We start from the raw sequence: 17,908 nt of genomic DNA, 5'->3' as shown, positions 1-17,908 counted from the left end.
CGTGTTGTATTTATATTAATTCGGTCGTATAATAATACATATTTGCAGGACGGTATGCATTGAAGAAATAGTCAGAAAGCGGGGATGACAGTGGGAGGCAAGCTGAGAGCAGCGATTGTTGGATCGACAGGATATGGGGGCGTAGAGCTGATCAGGCTGCTGCAGAACCATCCGGATATAGAGATTACCTCCGTAATCTCCTCATCAAGCGCGGGAGAGCCTATCGAACTCGGGTTTCCGCATTTGACGGGGATCGTGGAGCGCAAGCTGGACGGTGTAGATCCGGCTGAAATCGCCGGCAGAGCGGATGTTGTTTTCACAGCAACGCCGTCAGGTGTTAGTGGTAAGCTGGTGCCGCAGCTGCTGGAAGCAGGTCTGAAGGTCGTCGATCTGTCCGGTGATTTCCGGTTGAAGGACGGCGCGGAATATGAACAATGGTATAAACATACGGCTCCGCCCGAAGCTTATCTGGAGCAGGCGGTCTACGGCTTATGCGAAGTGTATGGTGAACGTGCGGCAGGTGCCGATTTCATCTCCAATCCCGGCTGTTATCCGACAGCTACGCTGCTTGGGCTGATCCCTGCGGTTGAAGCAGGCTGGATTAAGCCGGAGACCCTTATTATTGATGCAAAGTCGGGCGTTTCAGGATCAGGCCGGGGAGCGAATCTTGGAGTTCATTTTGCCGAGGTCAATGAGAACTTCAAAGCCTATAAGGTTAACAAGCATCAGCATATTCCGGAGATTGAACAGGTGCTCACCGATATTTCTGGTGAAAAAGTAACCGTGACGTTCACTACGCATCTGGTGCCGATGACCCGGGGGATCATGAGCACGATGTATGCGGGGATGAACGGGGATTATAGCGAGCAGGATTTTGTGGAATTATACCGTAAGTATTATGCAGGCAGATCTTTTGTGCGGATCCGTGAGACTGGAGTGCTTCCGGCGACCAAAGAGGTCAGCGGCTCGAACTATTGCGATATCGGCTTCTCCACAGATGCCCGTACAGGTCGGGTAACCATTGTGTCCGTCATTGACAACATCGTTAAGGGCGCAGCCGGTCAAGCGATTCAGAACCTGAATTTGATGATGGGATGGGAGGAAACCCGCGGCCTTGGTTACACACCAGTGTATCCGTAAGGGTCAGAGGTTAAACATACAATGAGCGAGAACAAAGCATACACCGTCGTAGAAGGCGGAAGCATTACTGCACCAAAGGGCTTCACCTCCGGAGGGCTGCACTGCGGCCTCAAAAAAACCGAGCGCAACGACCTGGCGGCCATTCTGTGCGAAGTTCCGGCAACGGCTGCAGCAGTGTACACGACCAATGTATTTCAGGCAGCGCCGCTCAAAGTAACGCGGGAAAGTCTGGCGAATGGTACGCTGCAGGCTGTAATCGTGAACAGCGGGAATGCCAATGCCTGTACGGGTGATCAAGGGGAAGCGGATGCTTATGAGATGCGTGCTGCCGCTGCCAGCGCCTTAGGTGTGAACGAGCAGGATGTTGCTGTCGCTTCGACAGGTGTGATCGGCGAATTGCTGAAGATGGATCGTGTACGCAGCGGAATTGCCGGACTGCCGGAGAAGCTGGATGGCGGTGCTTCGGGCGCAGAGGAGTTCTGCCAGGCGATTTTGACAACGGATCTGGTGAAAAAAGAATGCTGCGTCAAAGTGCTCGTCGGCGGAGAAGAAGTGACGATTGCCGGAGCAGCCAAAGGCTCGGGGATGATTCATCCGAATATGGCAACGATGCTGGGCTTCATGACAACGGATGCTGTGATTGAGGGAGAAGACCTGCTTCGTCTGCTGCGAACGGCTACCAATACTACCTTTAATATGATTACTGTGGATGGAGATACAAGCACGAATGATATGCTGGTGACGATGGCCAGCGGGCTGGCCGGTAATGAGAAGCTCACACGGCTGCATCCGGACTGGGATGCTTTTGCCGCTGCATTTACGCATGTGTGCCAGCATCTGGCGAAGGCGATTGCCCGTGACGGTGAAGGGGCGACGAAACTGATTGAGGTCCAGATCAGCGGAGCAGTACATGATGAAGCTGCAGCCGCAATTGCCAAGACGGTGGTCGGCTCAAGTCTGGTGAAATCGGCGATTTTTGGTGCGGATGCCAACTGGGGACGGATTATTGCTGCGGTGGGACGCGCCGGGGTTCCGGTATCGCCGGAGAAGGTGGATATTACGCTCGGCGGGATCGAGGTGCTGCGCCAGTCGCGTCCGGTCGCTTTTGATGAAGAGAAGGCTCTTCACTATTTGCAAAAGACCGATACGGTGCTGATTACCGTGACTCTGTCTGACGGCAGCGGTAAAGCTACAGCCTGGGGCTGCGACCTCACTTATGATTATGTGCGTATTAATGCTGCATACCGAACCTGACGGGCGGCCGGCATAAGTTCATAAGGAGGGTAACGAGATAATGACGGATCAAAAGATTGAGAAGCTGTTCGTAATGAAATGCGGCGGGAGTACGCTGGCTACGCTGCCTGATTCTTTTTTCGAGGATTTAAGAGAACTGCAGAGCAGCGGGGTTCAGCCTGTAATCGTGCACGGCGGGGGGCCGGCGATTTCCGGCAATCTGGCGAAGCTTGGGATTGAGAGCAGTTTCGTGAACGGTCTGCGGGTGACGACGGAAGAAGTGCTGGATGTCGTAGAGATGACGCTCGCGGGAAGCATCAATAAGGCGATTGTCCGAAGAATCCAGGGAAGTGGCGGGCAGGCTCTCGGCTTGTCCGGTGTTGACGGTAATCTGATTACAGCGCGGCCCGTAGCCAACAGCGATGAAGTAGGACAGGTCGGAGAGGTCACCGAGGTTAAAGCGGAGATCGTAAAGGGCATTCTCGCACTTGGCTACATCCCTGTTATTGCACCTATAGGTGTAGATGCCGGGGGGCAGCGTTACAATATTAATGCGGATACGGCGGCAGGGGCGGTGGCTTCTTTTGTAGAGTCGCCTTCCATGATTGTGGTTACGGATGTTCCGGGAATTATGCGGACCATTGATGGTCAGAAGGTCGTGCTTCCGTCGGTGACAGTGACAGAGATCGAAGAATTAATTGCCAGCGGTGAAATTTACGGCGGAATGATCCCTAAAGTGCGTGCCGCTATGGACTGCATCCAGGGCAGCGTGTCCGAGGTTGTTATCGTAGACGGCAAGGAGCCTCAGGTGCTTAGCCGCGTGTTGCGCGGGGAGAAGCTGGGCACGAGAATTATCCGTTCGTAGTTTGTTAAGATAGAGTGGAGACAAGTCGGAGGGCGGGCATTACCAAAATTAGAGCGCTGCCGGTTTACCGGAAGCAGCATGGTGGGAGAGTGACTAAGAATGAGTGAGCTATCGCAAGCGGAAAAGGATTCTTTGACAGGGGCGGCGGATAACCGTTCAGTGCAACCGGAGGCTCAGGAGGCTGCTCCTGCCAAGCTGAGTGCGGTATTCCCGTCCTACGCCAGATATGATCTTAGTCTGGTCAAGGGCAAAGGCAGCTGGGTCTGGGATGATCAGGGCAACAAGTACCTCGACTTCATGTGCGGACTCGCAGTGACGAGTCTGGGCCACGCTCCCGAGAAGGTCGGCGCGAAGCTGAAAGCACAGATTGATACACTGTGGCATGTCTCGAACCTGTTCCACATTCCGGGGCAGGACCGGGTAGCTGCGCTGCTTACGGGCAACAGCTGTGCGGATCAGGTATTCTTTTGCAACAGCGGAGCAGAGGCGAATGAAGCCGCGATCAAACTGGCGCGCCGTTATCACCAGAAGGTGAAGGGAACGGGCCGCTATGAAATCATTACGTTTGAGCAGTCGTTCCATGGACGTACCTTGGCGACGCTGACGGCGACCGGGCAGCAAAAGGTTAAAGAAGGCTTCCTGCCGCTTCCTGAGGGCTTCAAGACCGTACCTCTGCATGATCTGCCGGCATTAAAAGCAGCGATTACGGATAATACTGCAGCGATCATGCTGGAGATGATCCTGGCCGAAGGCGGCGTGCTGGAAGTCCAGCAGGAGTTCCTGGATGCTGTAGTCGAGCTGTGCAAAGAGCACGGCCTGCTGTTGATTGTGGATGAAGTGCAGACCGGCATGGGCCGTACAGGCAAGCTGTTTGCGCATCAGCATTACGGCATTGAGCCGGACATCTTCACCTTGGCCAAAGGGGTAGCCAGCGGATTCCCGGCAGGTGTAATGCTCGGAAAAGGATATCTGCGTGAAGCATTCAGCCCGGGCAGCCACGCCAGCACCTTCGGCGGCACGCCGCTGGCTGCAGCGGTGATGGAAGCCACGATCGAGACAATGCTCGAAGACGGGCTGCCGCAGCGTGCCGAGGAGATGGGCGAGTTCCTGCGCGGACTGCTGAGAGAGCAGCTGGCGGATACGCCTTTTGTAAAGGAAATACGCGGCAAAGGCCTCTTGATCGGGATCGAGTGTGCAGAGCCGGTAGGGGATATTGTACTGGCTGGACAGAAGCAGGGACTGTTGTTTGTACAGGCCGGACCGAACGTTATCCGGCTGCTGCCTAATCTATATGTGAGTGTTGATGAGATCCGCCAGGCGGTGGACATTCTTGTTCAGCTCATTCATACTTATGCTAACAAAGGAAACGGGGAGGAACATTCATGAGCCAGGGAGTACACAGCGATAAGGCGACTATCGCACAGCAGCTCAAAGGCCGTGATTTGCTGGAGCTGAACGACTATAGTCCGGAGGAAATCACGTATCTGATTGATCTGGCTATAGAGCTGAAGCAGAAGCAAAAGAACGGTGAGGTCTACCAGCCGCTGAAGGGTAAGACGATTGGACTGATTTTTGAAAAATCCTCGACCCGCACACGCGTATCCTTCGAGGTCGGAATGTTTCAGCTTGGCGGTCATGCGCTGTTCCTCAGCAAAAATGACATCCAGCTTGGACGCGGAGAAACGGTTGGCGACACAGCACAGGTTATGTCCCGTTATCTCGACGGCATCATGATCCGTACCTTCGGTCATGATAAGGTGGAGGAGCTGGCCCGCTTCGCTTCCGTTCCCGTAATCAACGGCTTGAGCGATCTGGCGCATCCGTGCCAGGTGCTGGCCGACTATCAGACGGTCTATGAGCATAAAGGCAAGCTCAAAGGCCTGAAGCTAGCCTACATCGGCGACGGCAACAACATGGCGCATTCCCTGCTGATCGGCGGGGCCAAGCTGGGCGTGCATGTCTCGATTGCCGGACCGGAAGGCTATGAGCCTGACCCTGCTGTAGTTGCCGAGGCGCGTGAAATTGGCAAGGAGACAGGCGCGAACATCGTCATCACACGCAGCCCGCAGGAAGCGGTACAGGATGCTGACGTGATCTACACAGATGTATGGGCGAGCATGGGCTTTGAAGCCGAGCAGCTGGCGCGTGAAGCGGCATTCAAGGACTATCAGGTCAATGAAGAACTGGTAAAAGGCGCGAAAAGCGACTACCTGTTCCTGCACTGTCTGCCGGCCCACCGGGAGGAAGAGGTCAGCACCGGCGTGATCGACGGCCCGAACTCGGTCATCTTCAACCAGGCTGAGAACCGCCTGCATGCGCAAAAAGCGCTGATGGCTGCGTTGATGGGCTAAGCTGAGGCAGGTCTGCTACTTTTTTAGCTAACTAATATATGATTAATTGGAATTTATCCGCTTAATTTCCGCTCATCCACCTAAACTGAAATTCTAGTTGGATAATCTCCACTTAATTTTTCGGAAAGTATCACCAAAGTGGCATGTAGACGGAAATAAGTGGGGAAATTCCACCTATAACGTAGATATTACGGTCAAACCTGGATTTAGGTGGAGTAATTCCAACTAAGATGTCTGGTCTAATACTATATAAATCACTATATAGGATGAACATGGCTTTTAAAGTTGTTGATCCGGTGCTAAGCAGCGGAGTGAAGTTTGGAACTGGAGGAGCGGCAGCGTCCGCCTTTATCATTGAATTCATACTATAGCTGCTTAGATCGAATTTGAAAAAGAATATTAAGGGAAAAGTGGCGGAAGGGAATTTTGGAACTGTAAGAGCGGTAGCGTCCGCCTTTGTCTTCGGATTTCTACCGCTATAAACGGTTCGAATTAGGAAATCTGAAGACAACAGCGGCTGGAAGTCCAAACATTCTCTGGAGTCACAGCTAATCCCAAAATAGAAAAGTCTCTGATTCGATCTACACAGTAATTGATTCAATGATATCAGCGGCCGGAAGTCCAAACCTTCACGCAGCCTGCGTCCGGGCACCGGAGCTATACTCTTTTACCAATGTTGATCCTATACCCCCACACCGAAAGGAAGTTGCACCCCCATGGCAAAAGAAAAAATCGTACTCGCCTATTCCGGCGGACTGGATACCTCAGTCATCCTGAAATGGCTCAAAGAAACCTATGATGCGGAGATTATTGCCTTCACCGCCGATATTGGCCAGAAGGAAGAGCTTGACGGCCTGGAGGAAAAAGCGCTGGCGACCGGCGCATCGAAGGTCTACATCGACGATCTGCGCGACGAGTTCGCGAATGACTTCATCTATCCGATGTTCCAGTCGGGTGCGCTGTATGAAGGCCAATACCTGCTCGGAACAAGCATTGCCCGTCCGCTGATCGCTAAGCGTATGGTGGACATTGCCATCGCCGAAGGCGCTACAGCGATTGCCCATGGCGCAACCGGCAAAGGGAATGACCAGGTCCGCTTCGAGCTGAATGCGGCGGCATTGTCGCCAAGCATCAAGGTGATTGCACCTTGGCGGCTGGAAGAGTTCCGCAACCAGTTCCCGGGCCGTGCGGAAATGATTGCCTACGCTGAAGCCAATGGCATTCCGGTGCAGGCATCGGCGGCGAAGCCGTATTCGATGGACCGCAATCTGCTGCACATCAGCTATGAGAGCGGCGTGCTGGAAGATCCGTGGTTTGATCCAAGCGCACCGGAGAACAAAGAGATGTTCCTGCTCAGTAATGCTCCGGAGGATGCTCCGGATGAAGCGGAATACCTGGAGCTGGACTTTCTGAAAGGCAACTGTGTGGCGCTGAACGGTGAAGCGTTGACTCCGCTGCAGGTGATGGAGAAGCTGAATGAGCTGGGTGGCAAGCACGGTATCGGACGTGTGGACATGGTCGAGAACCGTTTTGTCGGCATGAAGAGCCGCGGCGTGTACGAGACTCCAGGCGGAACCATTCTGTTCACCGCTCACCGCAAAATGGAATCCATCACGATGGACCGTGAAGTAATGAACCTGCGTGACAGCCTGATTACCCGTTACAGTACGTTAGTATATAACGGCTTCTGGTTCGCTCCTGAGCGTCTTGCGCTGCAGGCACTGGTGAACGAGAGCCAGAAGAACGTAACCGGTACGGTTCGCGTGAAGCTGTACAAAGGCAACATTATCGGTGCCGGCGTGAAATCTCCGGTCAGCCTGTACAATCCGGACATCGCGACGATGGAAGCAGATCCGACCCAGGCGTATGACCAGGGTGATGCGACAGGCTTTATCCGCCTGAATGCACTGCGTCTAAAGGTTTCTGCGGGTGTGGCAGAATCGAATAAGTAGATTATTTTAGCCGCTCGGCGGTTTTATAGCAGCATATCATATAAGCGGACACTAGAAGGCCGTTCCTCCGTCAGGACAGGAGCGGCCCTTCTATCGTCCATCAGAGGAGGACATAACAGGTGAGCAAGCTTTGGGGCGGACGGTTTACCAAAGGAACAAACAAGCTGGTGGAGGAATATACGGCATCCATCGGATTTGATAAGGCGCTGGCCGAAGAGGATGTGCAGGGCAGTCTGGCCCATGTGACGATGCTGGGCAAATGCGGTATTCTGCCTCAGGAGGATGTCGAAACCATCAAGGCCGGGTTGAACAAGGTGCTGGATAAGGTTCGGGCAGGCGAGATTGAGTTCTCTGTAGCGGACGAAGATATTCATATGAATATCGAAAAGAATCTGATCGGGGAGGTTGGTCCGGTTGGCGGCAAGCTGCACACGGGACGCAGCCGCAACGACCAGGTAGCGACAGACATGCATTTGTATCTTCGCAACCGGGTGGTGGAGTTCGTGGGACTCTTGCATGAACTGCAGGAAGCACTGATTGAACAGGCTAAAGACAATGTGGAGACGATTGTGCCGGGCTACACGCATTTGCAGCGCGCTCAGCCGATCCTGTTTGCCCATCACCTGCTCGCTTACGTTTCCATGTTCCGCCGCGATGCGGAGCGCCTGACGGACAGCTACAAGCGGATCAATGTGCTTCCGCTGGGCGCAGGGGCCCTTGCCGGAACGACGTTCCCGATTGACCGTCATTTTGTGGCGGAGCAGCTTGGTTTTGATAGTGTGTATGAGAATAGTCTCGATGCTGTCAGCGACCGTGACTTCATTGTTGAATTCCTGGCGAACGCAGCGCTTATTATGACTCATCTATCCCGGCTCAGCGAAGAGCTCGTGCTGTGGAGCAGCACGGAATTCAGCTTCGTAGAGCTTGACGATGCGTTCTGTACCGGCAGCAGCATCATGCCGCAGAAGAAGAACCCGGACGTACCGGAACTGGTGCGCGGCAAGACGGGCCGTGTCTACGGCAACCTGATCGGTCTCTTGACCGTGCTTAAATCACTGCCGCTGGCTTACAATAAGGATATGCAGGAAGACAAAGAGGGCATGTTTGATACAGTAGCCACGCTGACAGGTGCGCTGCAGCTGTTCGCACCGATGATCTCAACCATGAAGGTGAACAAAACCCGGATGCGTGAAGCGGTCAATACTGACTTCTCCAATGCGACCGATATCGCTGACTTCCTGGTAGGCAAGGGACTCCCTTTCCGCCAGGCTCATGAGGTGATCGGCAAAACCGTGCTGTATTGTATCAACGAAGGCAAATTCCTGCTCGATCTGACACTCGATGAATTCAAGCAGTTCTCACCGCTATTCGATGACCAAATTTATGCTGTTCTGCAGCCTGAGGCTGTAGTGAACGCCCGTAACGTCTACGGCGGCACAGCCACTGTCCAGGTTAAAGCGGCGATTGAACGGGCTGAAGCTTCTCTTCTGGAAGCAGGCAAATGGGTAACACAGTATGCCAAGAGTGCCGAATAAGTAGTCAGGCTGATCCTAATCAAACATGACCTAAACCAAAGACTGTCCTCACCGTATCGGGTTACGGGAAGGACAGTCTTTTTTTACAGCACCGGCCTGATTATTTACCTAGCGGCAGCCATTTCAGCACATCTTGGATTTTGGTATCCCAGTAGCCCCACTCATGTTCGCCCGGACCTTCTTCATAGGTTAGAGACAGTGAAGTCTTGGCGCAGGCTTTGCGGAAGCTCTGATTATTTTCATACAGGAAATCCTCCGTGCCGCAGCACTGATAGAGAAGCGGTTTAGGTCCCTTGGAGCGGTCTACTTCCTTGAGCAGCCACAGCAGATCATTTGGAGTGCCGTCGATATCCTCTTGCCCGAAAATAAGCTCATACTCCCGGCTCTTCTGGGATGGATTCTCCCAGTTGATGAAATCATGCGCCATGTCCAGCGCCCCGGAAAGGCTTGCCGCAGCGGCAAAAGTCTCCGGCTTGCGCAGCCCCAGCTTGATCGCTCCATACCCGCCCATGGAGAGACCGGCTACGAAGTTATCCTCACGTTTTGGCGACAGCGGGAAGAACGAGCGTGCGAGCGCCGGCAGCTCCTCACTGATAAAGGTCCAGTAATTGCCCCCGCCTGCCATATCTGTATAAAAGCTGCGGTGCACCTGCGGCATGACCACGGCGATACCCAGCTCTGCCACATACCGTTCAATCGAGGTCCGGCGCAGCCAGATGGAGTCATCATCCGATAAACCGTGCAGCAGGTAGAGTGTCGGGTGAAGATCTCCCCTTTTGACATTGCTGAGACCAATTTGCGTAGTCGTCTGCTGCGGCAGAATAACCGTCATTGAGGTGCTTAATCCGAGCACTTCGGAATAAAATTTGCATTCTATTAAAGCCATGGATACATCCTCCTTTTAGCACAAATGATAGCACAGTGCAAAACCGATATACATAGTAGAAATCTCTAGAATAATTATGTCTAATAGGATTGCTGGGGCAACAAATGAAAGAATATAATGGGAATAGGTAGAAAGATTCAGAACGGTGCAAAGAATAGGACTTATGACAGGCAGAACAGGATAAGGAGCGAACCGGATGGTATTGAAAGATAAACGGAATACAACAGGGGGTACAGAAAAGGGGTTTACCCTGATTGAGGTGCTGGCGGCTATTGTCATTCTCTCGATTGTATCCCTTGTGCTAACCTCTTATTTTACCCGGGCGCTGTCCTACTCGAAATCGAACCAGAATAAGACAATTATGGTCAATTTGGCGCGGAACGCGCTTTTTTATATGGAGAAGCAGGACTTTGAGACGATGAGCGTGTATTTCCAAGGCACACCGGCAAAAGGGACGCAGCCTGCAGTTGCAGGACACTCCAGTATTAAGGCATCCGGCTGTGTTCCTCTTACGGAGACTTCGGTAAGCTGTGCCGTCTATGATGGCATAATAACCGACGTGAATACACTTGCCAATGTGCTTAATCCGGTAATCAATAATGTCAGCTATCAGGTGGATATTACTTATCAGGCTAATCTGCATCAGAAAATGAAGAATGGCAGGACCGGCGGAAATACGGAAGGGGCGGTGGATATCCGCAAACAAGAGATGGCACCGTATTTAATTCCCGTAGAGGTAACGGTAACAGGACCTGGCGGCCCTAACGGCCATACTGCCAGTACAGTGGTGGAGGGTTATATTACAGATGAAAAAATTCGCTGAGCGGTTGAAGTCGGAGCATGGTTTTACCTTAATCGAGATGATCGCAGCCTTAACACTCTTTTCCATGATAGTCGGCATTATTTCAATGGTAACCATGTTTGGCTTCCGCAGTTATCACAAAATAACGATTGAGAACGCTTTGCGGGATGAAGCCGATATTATTATGTCTACAATTATTAATGAACTATATACCTATGCTCCTGAAAGTGTAATAAATACCACCAACATAAACGGGATTACGCTGAAAAAAGGGTCAGCTGCCGATGAGATGATCGCCTTTTCTGGAGGCAGCCTTATTATTGGGGCAATTACGGCCGTACCTGATCCGAATGACCCACGGACTTCCATTGACTCTAGTCTAACGGGTTCGGTCATTTCTTCAACCTCTGCTGATGGAAGGACCTGCCAGTCTGGCTTTTCCTGCGATACCGGACTTATTAAAATCAAGCTAAAACTGGCCCAGATGTATGACGGCAGAGCTTACACTATGGAACTTGAAAGCAAATTCGGATTTTAGGAGGTGGCTGGCAGATGTCTGAACCGTCACAGCGTCATATCATTAATATAAGACCAGGAGCAGCAGCGCGGCGCTTCAGGGAAGAGCAGGGATCCGCTCTGGTGCTGGTGATGTTTATTGTTTTGCTGCTTACCATCCTTGGGCTTAGTGTGCTTAGCGCAGCAGTCGGGGGGGCACAGCGAACGGAGACACGGAAGAACGATGTTCAGAGCCTGCACCTGGCGGAGAAGACCCTCGATGAAGCGATAGCCTATATTACTGCAAGCCTTAATAAAGAGGTTGGTAAGAGTGTGGACCTAAGCCAAAATGAGCTGGATGACAAGATTGCGAGTTTTCTGCAGAGTTTACAGGCAGGCGGATCGAATGGACTGCTGGTTAGTACCGACCTGCTTCAGACAGAGGGTGTAACTGCAGTAGGCAAAATTGTTAAGGTCAATTCTGTAAAAAGCGGACCCGCCCAGGCAGGGCAATCGGTCAGTTACAGACTGACTCTGACTGCTGAGGCGGATGTAAACGGTGTAACCCGGACGCTTTCGCAGACGGTGGTAATCGATACTTTTCCGGATTTTTTAAAGTATACCCTGGGTTCAGAGAATAATTTAACTATTAACGGTTCGCCTTATATTCAGGGCAATATATATGCCGGCAATACACTGACCATTAGTGACACCGCTCTATATAAATATAAAACTAGAGACCACTCCTTTGTATCTAAACCCTTTGAGCTCTCGGGCGAAGCCCATATTCAATCACTGAATAAGCTTGTCTATCAGGAACAGGGCAAACAACCGGTTACTGCCGATAAACTTACTTCCTCCACCTCGATGACCGGCAAAATCCCCCAGCAGGACGTGAAAATTAAGAGTCACCGCAGCTTCGTTGAGGTGAATGTGGAGTACTCCTTTATCGATAAAATTGCTGAGGCGGTAGGGGCCGGAGCGGATAGAAAGAAGATTTCTGAGAACCTGGCATCCGGCAATCTGGTTAATTATCTGGGCACTAATTATCAATCTATATTTGATCATCCGGTGCTTCCTTCCAAGCCTGACCCAACAGACACTTCGGAACAAGGCAAGAAGAATCTGACGGATTACAATACTGCAGTGCAGCAGTTGACTCAGCCGAGCAAATCCGTAATCTATAAAGGCAATTTGACGTTGGATGGTACCGAGCTAAGTGGAATTAATTATACACAAAGCGCTAAAAACTCAACCTCACCCCGCAACTGGTATATCATTGACGGAGATTTAATTATCAATAACTATGGGAATGCTACGCCGATTCAAGTGCGGGCAAATATTCTTGTTACAGGAAAAGTGGAAATCCGCGGGAAGGTGGATTTCGACTCGACGATCTTTGCCCTCCGGGCTTCTTCGCTAGACTCGGCAGAGGATTACACGACCATTGTCGAAGACGCCTCGATCAAAGGATTGAATAACAAAGAGCTGGTGCTCATATCCCAAGGCAGAATTCTGATTAACCGGCTGGCAGCCTTCACCAATAATGAACCTGCCCCGCTGGATGCGTTTTTCTATACGGATTCCGACGCGAAGCTGTACGGTGTAGGTTCAATCTTTTCGCTAAGCGGCGGATTCTTCGCCAAAGGAGATCTGACGATCAATGCTGTGCGAGGCAGTGCGTCAGAAGGTACTGGAGATATCACGATTACCGCTAATAACAGCTTGACCCGCTTCAAAGCTACCTACAATGATCAGATTTTTAACGACCAGCAGGCAGGGCTACCCCGTGTTAATACAGTCAATATCCGAGTTGAAGGCGTGAAGCTGGATTAGAAAAGATCATCAAACCAAAAGAACCCTCGGGGTACCAGTGAAGTCACGCTGGTATTGCCCGGGGGTTCTTTTTGATTACCATCCTGAGGGGAAAGAGACATTATTTTAGCTTTACAACGGTTTTAGTAGCGGTCCTCATTAATCACATTGACCTGAACCGAAGCTTTAATTGCAGGATTATCCTTATAGGTGGCAGTGACCGTTGCCGAACCTTTAATGATACCGGTAATTACGCCGTTCCCTGTTACACTAACTACAGCAGGATTGCTGCTGGTCCACTCCAGCTTGCCTACGATATCGGCCAGCGTCATGCTTACAGGGAATAAGGTGAGATCCCTGATGTTAAACAGGTCATGAGAATTCTCGCTCCCCACTCCAATGTCGATCGTTGGAGGCAGACTTAAATTGGTTAATCTTGCCCCCACAGTAATTAGAGCAGTTGCTGTGACAGGCTGTCCCGGAACAGGGCCCGGTGTAGTGACCTTCACAATAACAGGTTTGTCCTTCTCGGTAATCTGCAGTCCTTTTAACTCTATGCTGCTGGTGGTGCTGCCAGGAATAATTTGTGCGTAGGTGCCACCGGCGCCTTCCAGGCTCCAGGTATAAACAGCGGGATCAGCATTATCCGGTAGAACCACTCTTACCTGTAACGGGATTTTCTGCCCGACATTTACCTGGGATACTCCGTCGATGGTGATCTGGCTTACCGGATTGGTGAAGGTTACTGTTAGTTCTTTGCTGGCAGCTCCATCTTTAAACTTGTTAGTCTTTACAGTCGCCACGAGTGTAGCCTGACCGGACCGGGTAGCCGTCATAGTAACATGTTCGTTAAGCGAACCCGAAGGTATACTGAGAGTAGCTCCTGCCGAATTACTGTCCCGTTTAATTGACCATTCGTAACCCTCAATTGTGTCAGCCGTATCATACAGCGCCTCAAATGCTGGATGATCACCTACATAAGCCTTGGTTGGCCCTAAAATATTCAGATCGGGAGAAACGACTTCTACTATTGCCGAAGTTGTAACTCCACTGCTGTCTCTCGCCGTAATTTGAATCGAAGCAGTTCCCGCCTTAATGCCTCTAACTACACCTTCATCGGTAACTGTAGCAATATCCGGGTTCAGAGAAACCCAGGAGACTTCCTTATTGCTCGCATCGTCCGGCAGGACAGTAACCATAGATTTCATCCCGAGCTCGGTGTTCATATTGATCCGTGCTCCTTGAAGGGAGAGAGAGGTTACTTTTACGATAGCTTCAAAACTTGCCGGGTTAAAGTAGATTGTCTGCTTTGGCCGGTCGGGGTGAGTATCATTTACGACCTCTGGAAGCGTTCCGGTGAATACATCCAGTCTTAAAGATCCGCCGTTATCGGTGTAAAGCTTTTTAGCAATAAGAGTACCGGATATTTGACCGTTGTCGAACTGTACGCTGGCTAAAGGTGCAAGAATTGTAGCATCTACTCTTATCCCGCCAATAGTAAGTGACTTCGCTTCAGGGAAGTTTAGAAGCACATGATTGCTTTTGACATTTTTTAAGGTAAAGCCGCCGTGCATTGAAACGGATTCTCCATGTACATTGATAATAACCGTCGAGCTTTCCGGAGCCTCTATCTTGACATTTTTCAGAGTATCCGTAGTAACATCAAAAACATTCCGGTTACTATCCGTGCCGGTGAAGTCTAGAGATTGGTCATCAACAACCTTAGCGGCCAGTGAATCAAGACTGCTGGACTCTAGCAGCATAAGCCGCTGGGTTTCTGTGAAATCGATAGGAGTTCCTTTGGTTACCGAACCTTCAACAGAATTATTCACAGTAACTGTCGACGTTCCCCCATAAACGACGTTGCCATGAATTTTGGCGCCATTTCCGCCATTGAATATAAAGTTTCCTCCGACTACCAGGGTTCGGGTACCGTGCCCGTTAAGACTATAGCTGGTAAACTCCGCATTTCCGGCTGCTGCCAGATTCCCGTCTGTACTGGTACTCTTCAGCTTGATGTCGCCAAACAAGAACGCATTAAATTCACTGCTAATACTATTTACTGATCTGTAAATCTCTGAAGTAGCATGTATCTCTTCAAAACTCAATTTTGCATTCTCCAGCAAATAGGATTTCTTCTCACCTGCGACAGCGTTAAGGCTGAAATTAATGGTTTGACCGGTGTCTGGCTCGAAAGTTTTACCATCCGCAGACAAATGATACTTAATTTCACCAAGGCTTCTCGTCAGTGTATACCCGGATGTAAGATTGCCGCTCTTGGAAGTCCCGGCTGGCAGAGGATCCATAAATTCAAGATTTGCCGGGAATCGCTCCGAATACTCGATATTTGAAATTGTCAGATTACTAATCGTCTGTTCTCCATTCTGAACGGTATAAGCAGGGATCGAGTTCGGTGTAACGGTATAAGTAAGGATAAGAGGGTTAGCAGTATCTCCTCGTTCCACTGCACTCGAAGACACAGTCCGGCTAAGAGTTAGATTCGAACCTACCTTTTCTACGGTTACGTTCACCGTTCTGGTAGAGAGGGCTCCTTGGCTGTCCTTAGCCGTAATTTCAATCTGAAGGGCGCCTCCTTCGGGAAGCGGGTTGTTAAAGGTTTGTGTTATGGTCTCCCCGGACTGCACTGTCTTCTCGGCCATTTCATAATCAGACAAGTATTCGTTATTAACCTTAAACTTAATGCCAGTGAGGAGATCTTTATCCTTAAGATCCCAATCATTGACTGTATAACTAACAACGAGTTTGTCCTGGTACGAAGGCTTGATACTCTTATCCACGGGCATAGCAACTGTAATCTCAGGAGCGTGGTTAGCTCCGGTAAACGCACGGTACATTGTATTGACGAACAGCATCTGTTCCCACTGGGGGAAGTTTTTGTTGGTATGGCCTGTGCCGGAAAAAGTAATGTTGCCGACAGAGTACGTGTAGAAGTGGTTATAGCTGTCATCGGTATCCCGGCCGGATCCGGAAATGTTGTACCAAGGAATGACATCAGCCCGCTCCAGGTTCAGCGGGAAGAACTGGTCATGGGTAGTGGCAACCGTGTAGCGTCCCGTACTTGAAGTCAGGTCAATTTTGTCGAGATCGAAGGGATACTGCGTCAAAAGACCTTCGTTTACCGACACTACCTTCGTAGAAGGATTGACTGCACTACCGCCCAGATAGGTCCGCGGCTGTGCCTGGCCAACCATGTCATGGAAATATGAACTCCAATAGTTCAGGTTCTGGACTCCGCTCGTGGTGCTTTCCAGATAGGGGTCCAATGCCGGTGTAGCCGGATTCGCATCGACTTCACGGAAAATGGTGTCATGAGTGAGCATCAGACTTTGCTTCGTTTGTTCGGCAAAGGCCTTTACCGCATCTGCAGCAGCTTTGGATAGCATTGGTGTGCTGACACGGTCGTACATGTCCTGGAAGCCGAATACGATCATATCGTAGACTCCGTTTAATCCGGAGGTAGGATCGGTTGCGCTGATATGGTTGGCAATATATGTGTTGAAGGCTCTCATATCTATTGGTGTGATCTGGATTTCGAAATCCTTGCTGTTCGTGCCGGTCAAATAGGAGGAGTCCATGTTTTTGTATACAGTGCTTTTCAAATTACTGTCTGTCAAGCCAGCTGGCATTACCTGCAGCACCTTAATTACTGGCTTGATGCCTTTGTAGAGTATGACGCCGGAGTCGAAATCTTTCAAATCGCTCAGGGTATCGGTAATTTCCATTTTCCAGTACAAAGGACCTGAATAGGTCTGCGGAAGCTTGTAGCTGATTGTTCCCGACGAGGAACTCATAATTTCAGTAGCAACGACATTGTTCTCCTTCATGGGCAGTGAAGAGTCTACGTTCATAAATAAGCGGACCCGGACGGGACGCTGAGTTAAGTTGATAATATTGTCTAACTTAACATCGAAGCTTAGTGTATCGCCTGAAACGTAGGCATGGCTTGGCGTATTACGGTAGCTGATAATATCTGCCTTGTTGGTTATCGCAAGTCTCGGACGCTGGGTCAGGCCGGTCAGATAGGGAGAAGAGGCATCTTTGATTTTTGCTGTGAAATTGTCCAGAGCTGCCTTGTTGTTAAGAAAAACAATATTTGATTTAGCAGTGGTGCGGTAAGGATTAAAGGTAGCGAATAAATTCCCCTGTTTGGCCGCAGCTGTAGCTTGGGCGGTGAATGTCTCCTCCCGCAAAAATACATAGAGGCCCTTATTAATGTAATAGTCGGTTATTTCCTTCGCTTTAAGGAGGGTAATATCATTCTCAATGCTTAAGGTTTTATGGGCTTCTTGCCTAACCGTTGTACTGCTGTTTCCGTTGCTGTTAATCAACGTTGTGCTGTAATCACCTTTACCGATATAAATGGCATCGTATTTGCCGTCCCAATTCTCACGCAGGGATACGAACCGCTTCATGGTAATGGTATCAATTTTAACATTGGATACATTCTGCAGGTCATCTAACTCACTAAAGGGGAAGGGATCGCTGTCACTAAGCTTGAGGCTGGCACTGTTCGGATCGGTAATCTCCAGGATACGAATCGTGTAATTAGTATTGGTAGCATTAACAGATACAAGGAAACCTTGAATAAATGCGGCAATGATAAGAATCGACAGCGAGATTCCAGAAATCAGAATCCATTTTTTGCGCCTTAACAATTTCATTTGACGATTCCCCCTGAAAATATATTGAATAAATTGGTGTAATTATTAATATTTGTATCGAATTCAGTCGGAAATTGGAAATCTTAATTGTAAATAAAACAGTTATATGCTATATATCATTCTAGGACAATTTACATGTATAGGCAATAAAT

General features: G+C 50.2%; 12 protein-coding genes. 10 read left to right on the top strand and 2 right to left on the bottom strand.

What is annotated here, in order from left to right:
* Nucleotides 1-90: 90 nt before the first annotated feature.
* The 7 genes from argC (at nucleotide 91) to argH (ending at nucleotide 9,076) form a co-directional block, all read left to right on the top strand.
* Entirely contained in the window at nucleotides 91-1,140 is a 1,050-nt protein-coding gene (gene argC, locus QU597_RS26475; RefSeq protein WP_310830488.1) for an N-acetyl-gamma-glutamyl-phosphate reductase, read from the top strand.
* Nucleotides 1,141-1,161: 21 nt separating this feature from the next.
* Nucleotides 1,162-2,394, top strand: a complete 1,233-nt coding sequence (argJ, locus tag QU597_RS26470) for a bifunctional ornithine acetyltransferase/N-acetylglutamate synthase (protein WP_310830487.1) — start codon at nucleotides 1,162-1,164, stop codon at nucleotides 2,392-2,394.
* Nucleotides 2,395-2,434: 40 nt separating this feature from the next.
* Complete coding sequence (argB, locus tag QU597_RS26465) at nucleotides 2,435-3,238, top strand: acetylglutamate kinase (protein WP_310830486.1); 804 nt, start codon at nucleotides 2,435-2,437, stop codon at nucleotides 3,236-3,238.
* 99 nt (nucleotides 3,239-3,337) lie between these two features.
* Complete coding sequence (locus QU597_RS26460; protein ID WP_310830485.1) at nucleotides 3,338-4,624, top strand: aspartate aminotransferase family protein; 1,287 nt, start codon at nucleotides 3,338-3,340, stop codon at nucleotides 4,622-4,624.
* Nucleotides 4,621-5,589, top strand: a complete 969-nt coding sequence (gene argF, locus QU597_RS26455; protein WP_310830484.1) for an ornithine carbamoyltransferase — start codon at nucleotides 4,621-4,623, stop codon at nucleotides 5,587-5,589. The genes QU597_RS26460 and argF overlap by 4 nt, the downstream gene beginning before the upstream one ends.
* Nucleotides 5,590-6,305: 716 nt before the next feature.
* Entirely contained in the window at nucleotides 6,306-7,541 is a 1,236-nt protein-coding gene (locus QU597_RS26450; protein WP_054942246.1) for an argininosuccinate synthase, read from the top strand.
* Between the two features lie 119 nt (nucleotides 7,542-7,660).
* On the top strand, nucleotides 7,661-9,076 hold the full coding sequence (gene argH, locus QU597_RS26445; protein ID WP_310830483.1) for an argininosuccinate lyase: 1,416 nt from the start codon (nucleotides 7,661-7,663) through the stop codon (nucleotides 9,074-9,076).
* A 100-nt stretch (nucleotides 9,077-9,176) separates the two neighbouring features.
* On the opposite strand, the gene QU597_RS26440 is transcribed toward argH, so the two are convergent.
* Nucleotides 9,177-9,962, bottom strand: coding sequence for an alpha/beta hydrolase (locus QU597_RS26440; protein WP_310830482.1), 786 nt, complete (start codon nucleotides 9,960-9,962; stop codon nucleotides 9,177-9,179).
* 196 nt (nucleotides 9,963-10,158) lie between these two features.
* Between QU597_RS26440 and QU597_RS26435 the strand changes: the two genes are divergently transcribed.
* From QU597_RS26435 to QU597_RS26425, 3 genes are read left to right on the top strand one after another with little or no spacing between them, the layout of a single operon-like run.
* Nucleotides 10,159-10,785 carry a prepilin-type N-terminal cleavage/methylation domain-containing protein gene (locus QU597_RS26435; protein WP_310830481.1) on the top strand — a complete coding sequence of 209 codons (627 nt, stop codon included), beginning with the start codon at nucleotides 10,159-10,161 and terminating at the stop codon, nucleotides 10,783-10,785.
* On the top strand, nucleotides 10,769-11,302 hold the full coding sequence (locus QU597_RS26430; RefSeq protein ID WP_310830480.1) for a prepilin-type N-terminal cleavage/methylation domain-containing protein: 534 nt from the start codon (nucleotides 10,769-10,771) through the stop codon (nucleotides 11,300-11,302). The genes QU597_RS26435 and QU597_RS26430 overlap by 17 nt, the downstream gene beginning before the upstream one ends.
* 14 nt (nucleotides 11,303-11,316) lie before the next feature.
* A complete protein-coding gene (locus QU597_RS26425; RefSeq protein ID WP_310830479.1) occupies nucleotides 11,317-13,095 on the top strand; it encodes a hypothetical protein in 1,779 nt (592 codons plus the stop codon).
* Between the two features lie 122 nt (nucleotides 13,096-13,217).
* Here the strand turns inward: QU597_RS26425 and QU597_RS26420 are convergent, their stop codons facing one another.
* A complete protein-coding gene (locus QU597_RS26420; protein ID WP_310830478.1) occupies nucleotides 13,218-17,756 on the bottom strand; it encodes a collagen-binding domain-containing protein in 4,539 nt (1,512 codons plus the stop codon).
* Nucleotides 17,757-17,908: the final 152 nt, after the last annotated feature.

Source organism: Paenibacillus pedocola (assembly GCF_031599675.1).
Taxonomy (GTDB): Bacteria; Bacillota; Bacilli; order Paenibacillales; family Paenibacillaceae; genus Paenibacillus_AQ; species Paenibacillus_AQ pedocola.
This window is presented reverse-complemented; position numbering and strand designations above follow the sequence as displayed.

Coding starts and splice junctions, on each gene's coding strand:
- QU597_RS26440 (WP_310830482.1), bottom strand. CDS start 9,962: ATGGCTTTAATAGAATGCAAATTTTATTCCGAAGTGCTCGGATTAAGC.
- QU597_RS26450 (WP_054942246.1), top strand. CDS start 6,306: ATGGCAAAAGAAAAAATCGTACTCGCCTATTCCGGCGGACTGGATACC.
- argF (WP_310830484.1), top strand. CDS start 4,621: ATGAGCCAGGGAGTACACAGCGATAAGGCGACTATCGCACAGCAGCTC.
- QU597_RS26425 (WP_310830479.1), top strand. CDS start 11,317: ATGTCTGAACCGTCACAGCGTCATATCATTAATATAAGACCAGGAGCA.
- QU597_RS26430 (WP_310830480.1), top strand. CDS start 10,769: ATGAAAAAATTCGCTGAGCGGTTGAAGTCGGAGCATGGTTTTACCTTA.
- QU597_RS26420 (WP_310830478.1), bottom strand. CDS start 17,756: ATGAAATTGTTAAGGCGCAAAAAATGGATTCTGATTTCTGGAATCTCG.
- QU597_RS26435 (WP_310830481.1), top strand. CDS start 10,159: ATGGTATTGAAAGATAAACGGAATACAACAGGGGGTACAGAAAAGGGG.
- argB (WP_310830486.1), top strand. CDS start 2,435: ATGACGGATCAAAAGATTGAGAAGCTGTTCGTAATGAAATGCGGCGGG.
- QU597_RS26460 (WP_310830485.1), top strand. CDS start 3,338: ATGAGTGAGCTATCGCAAGCGGAAAAGGATTCTTTGACAGGGGCGGCG.
- argJ (WP_310830487.1), top strand. CDS start 1,162: ATGAGCGAGAACAAAGCATACACCGTCGTAGAAGGCGGAAGCATTACT.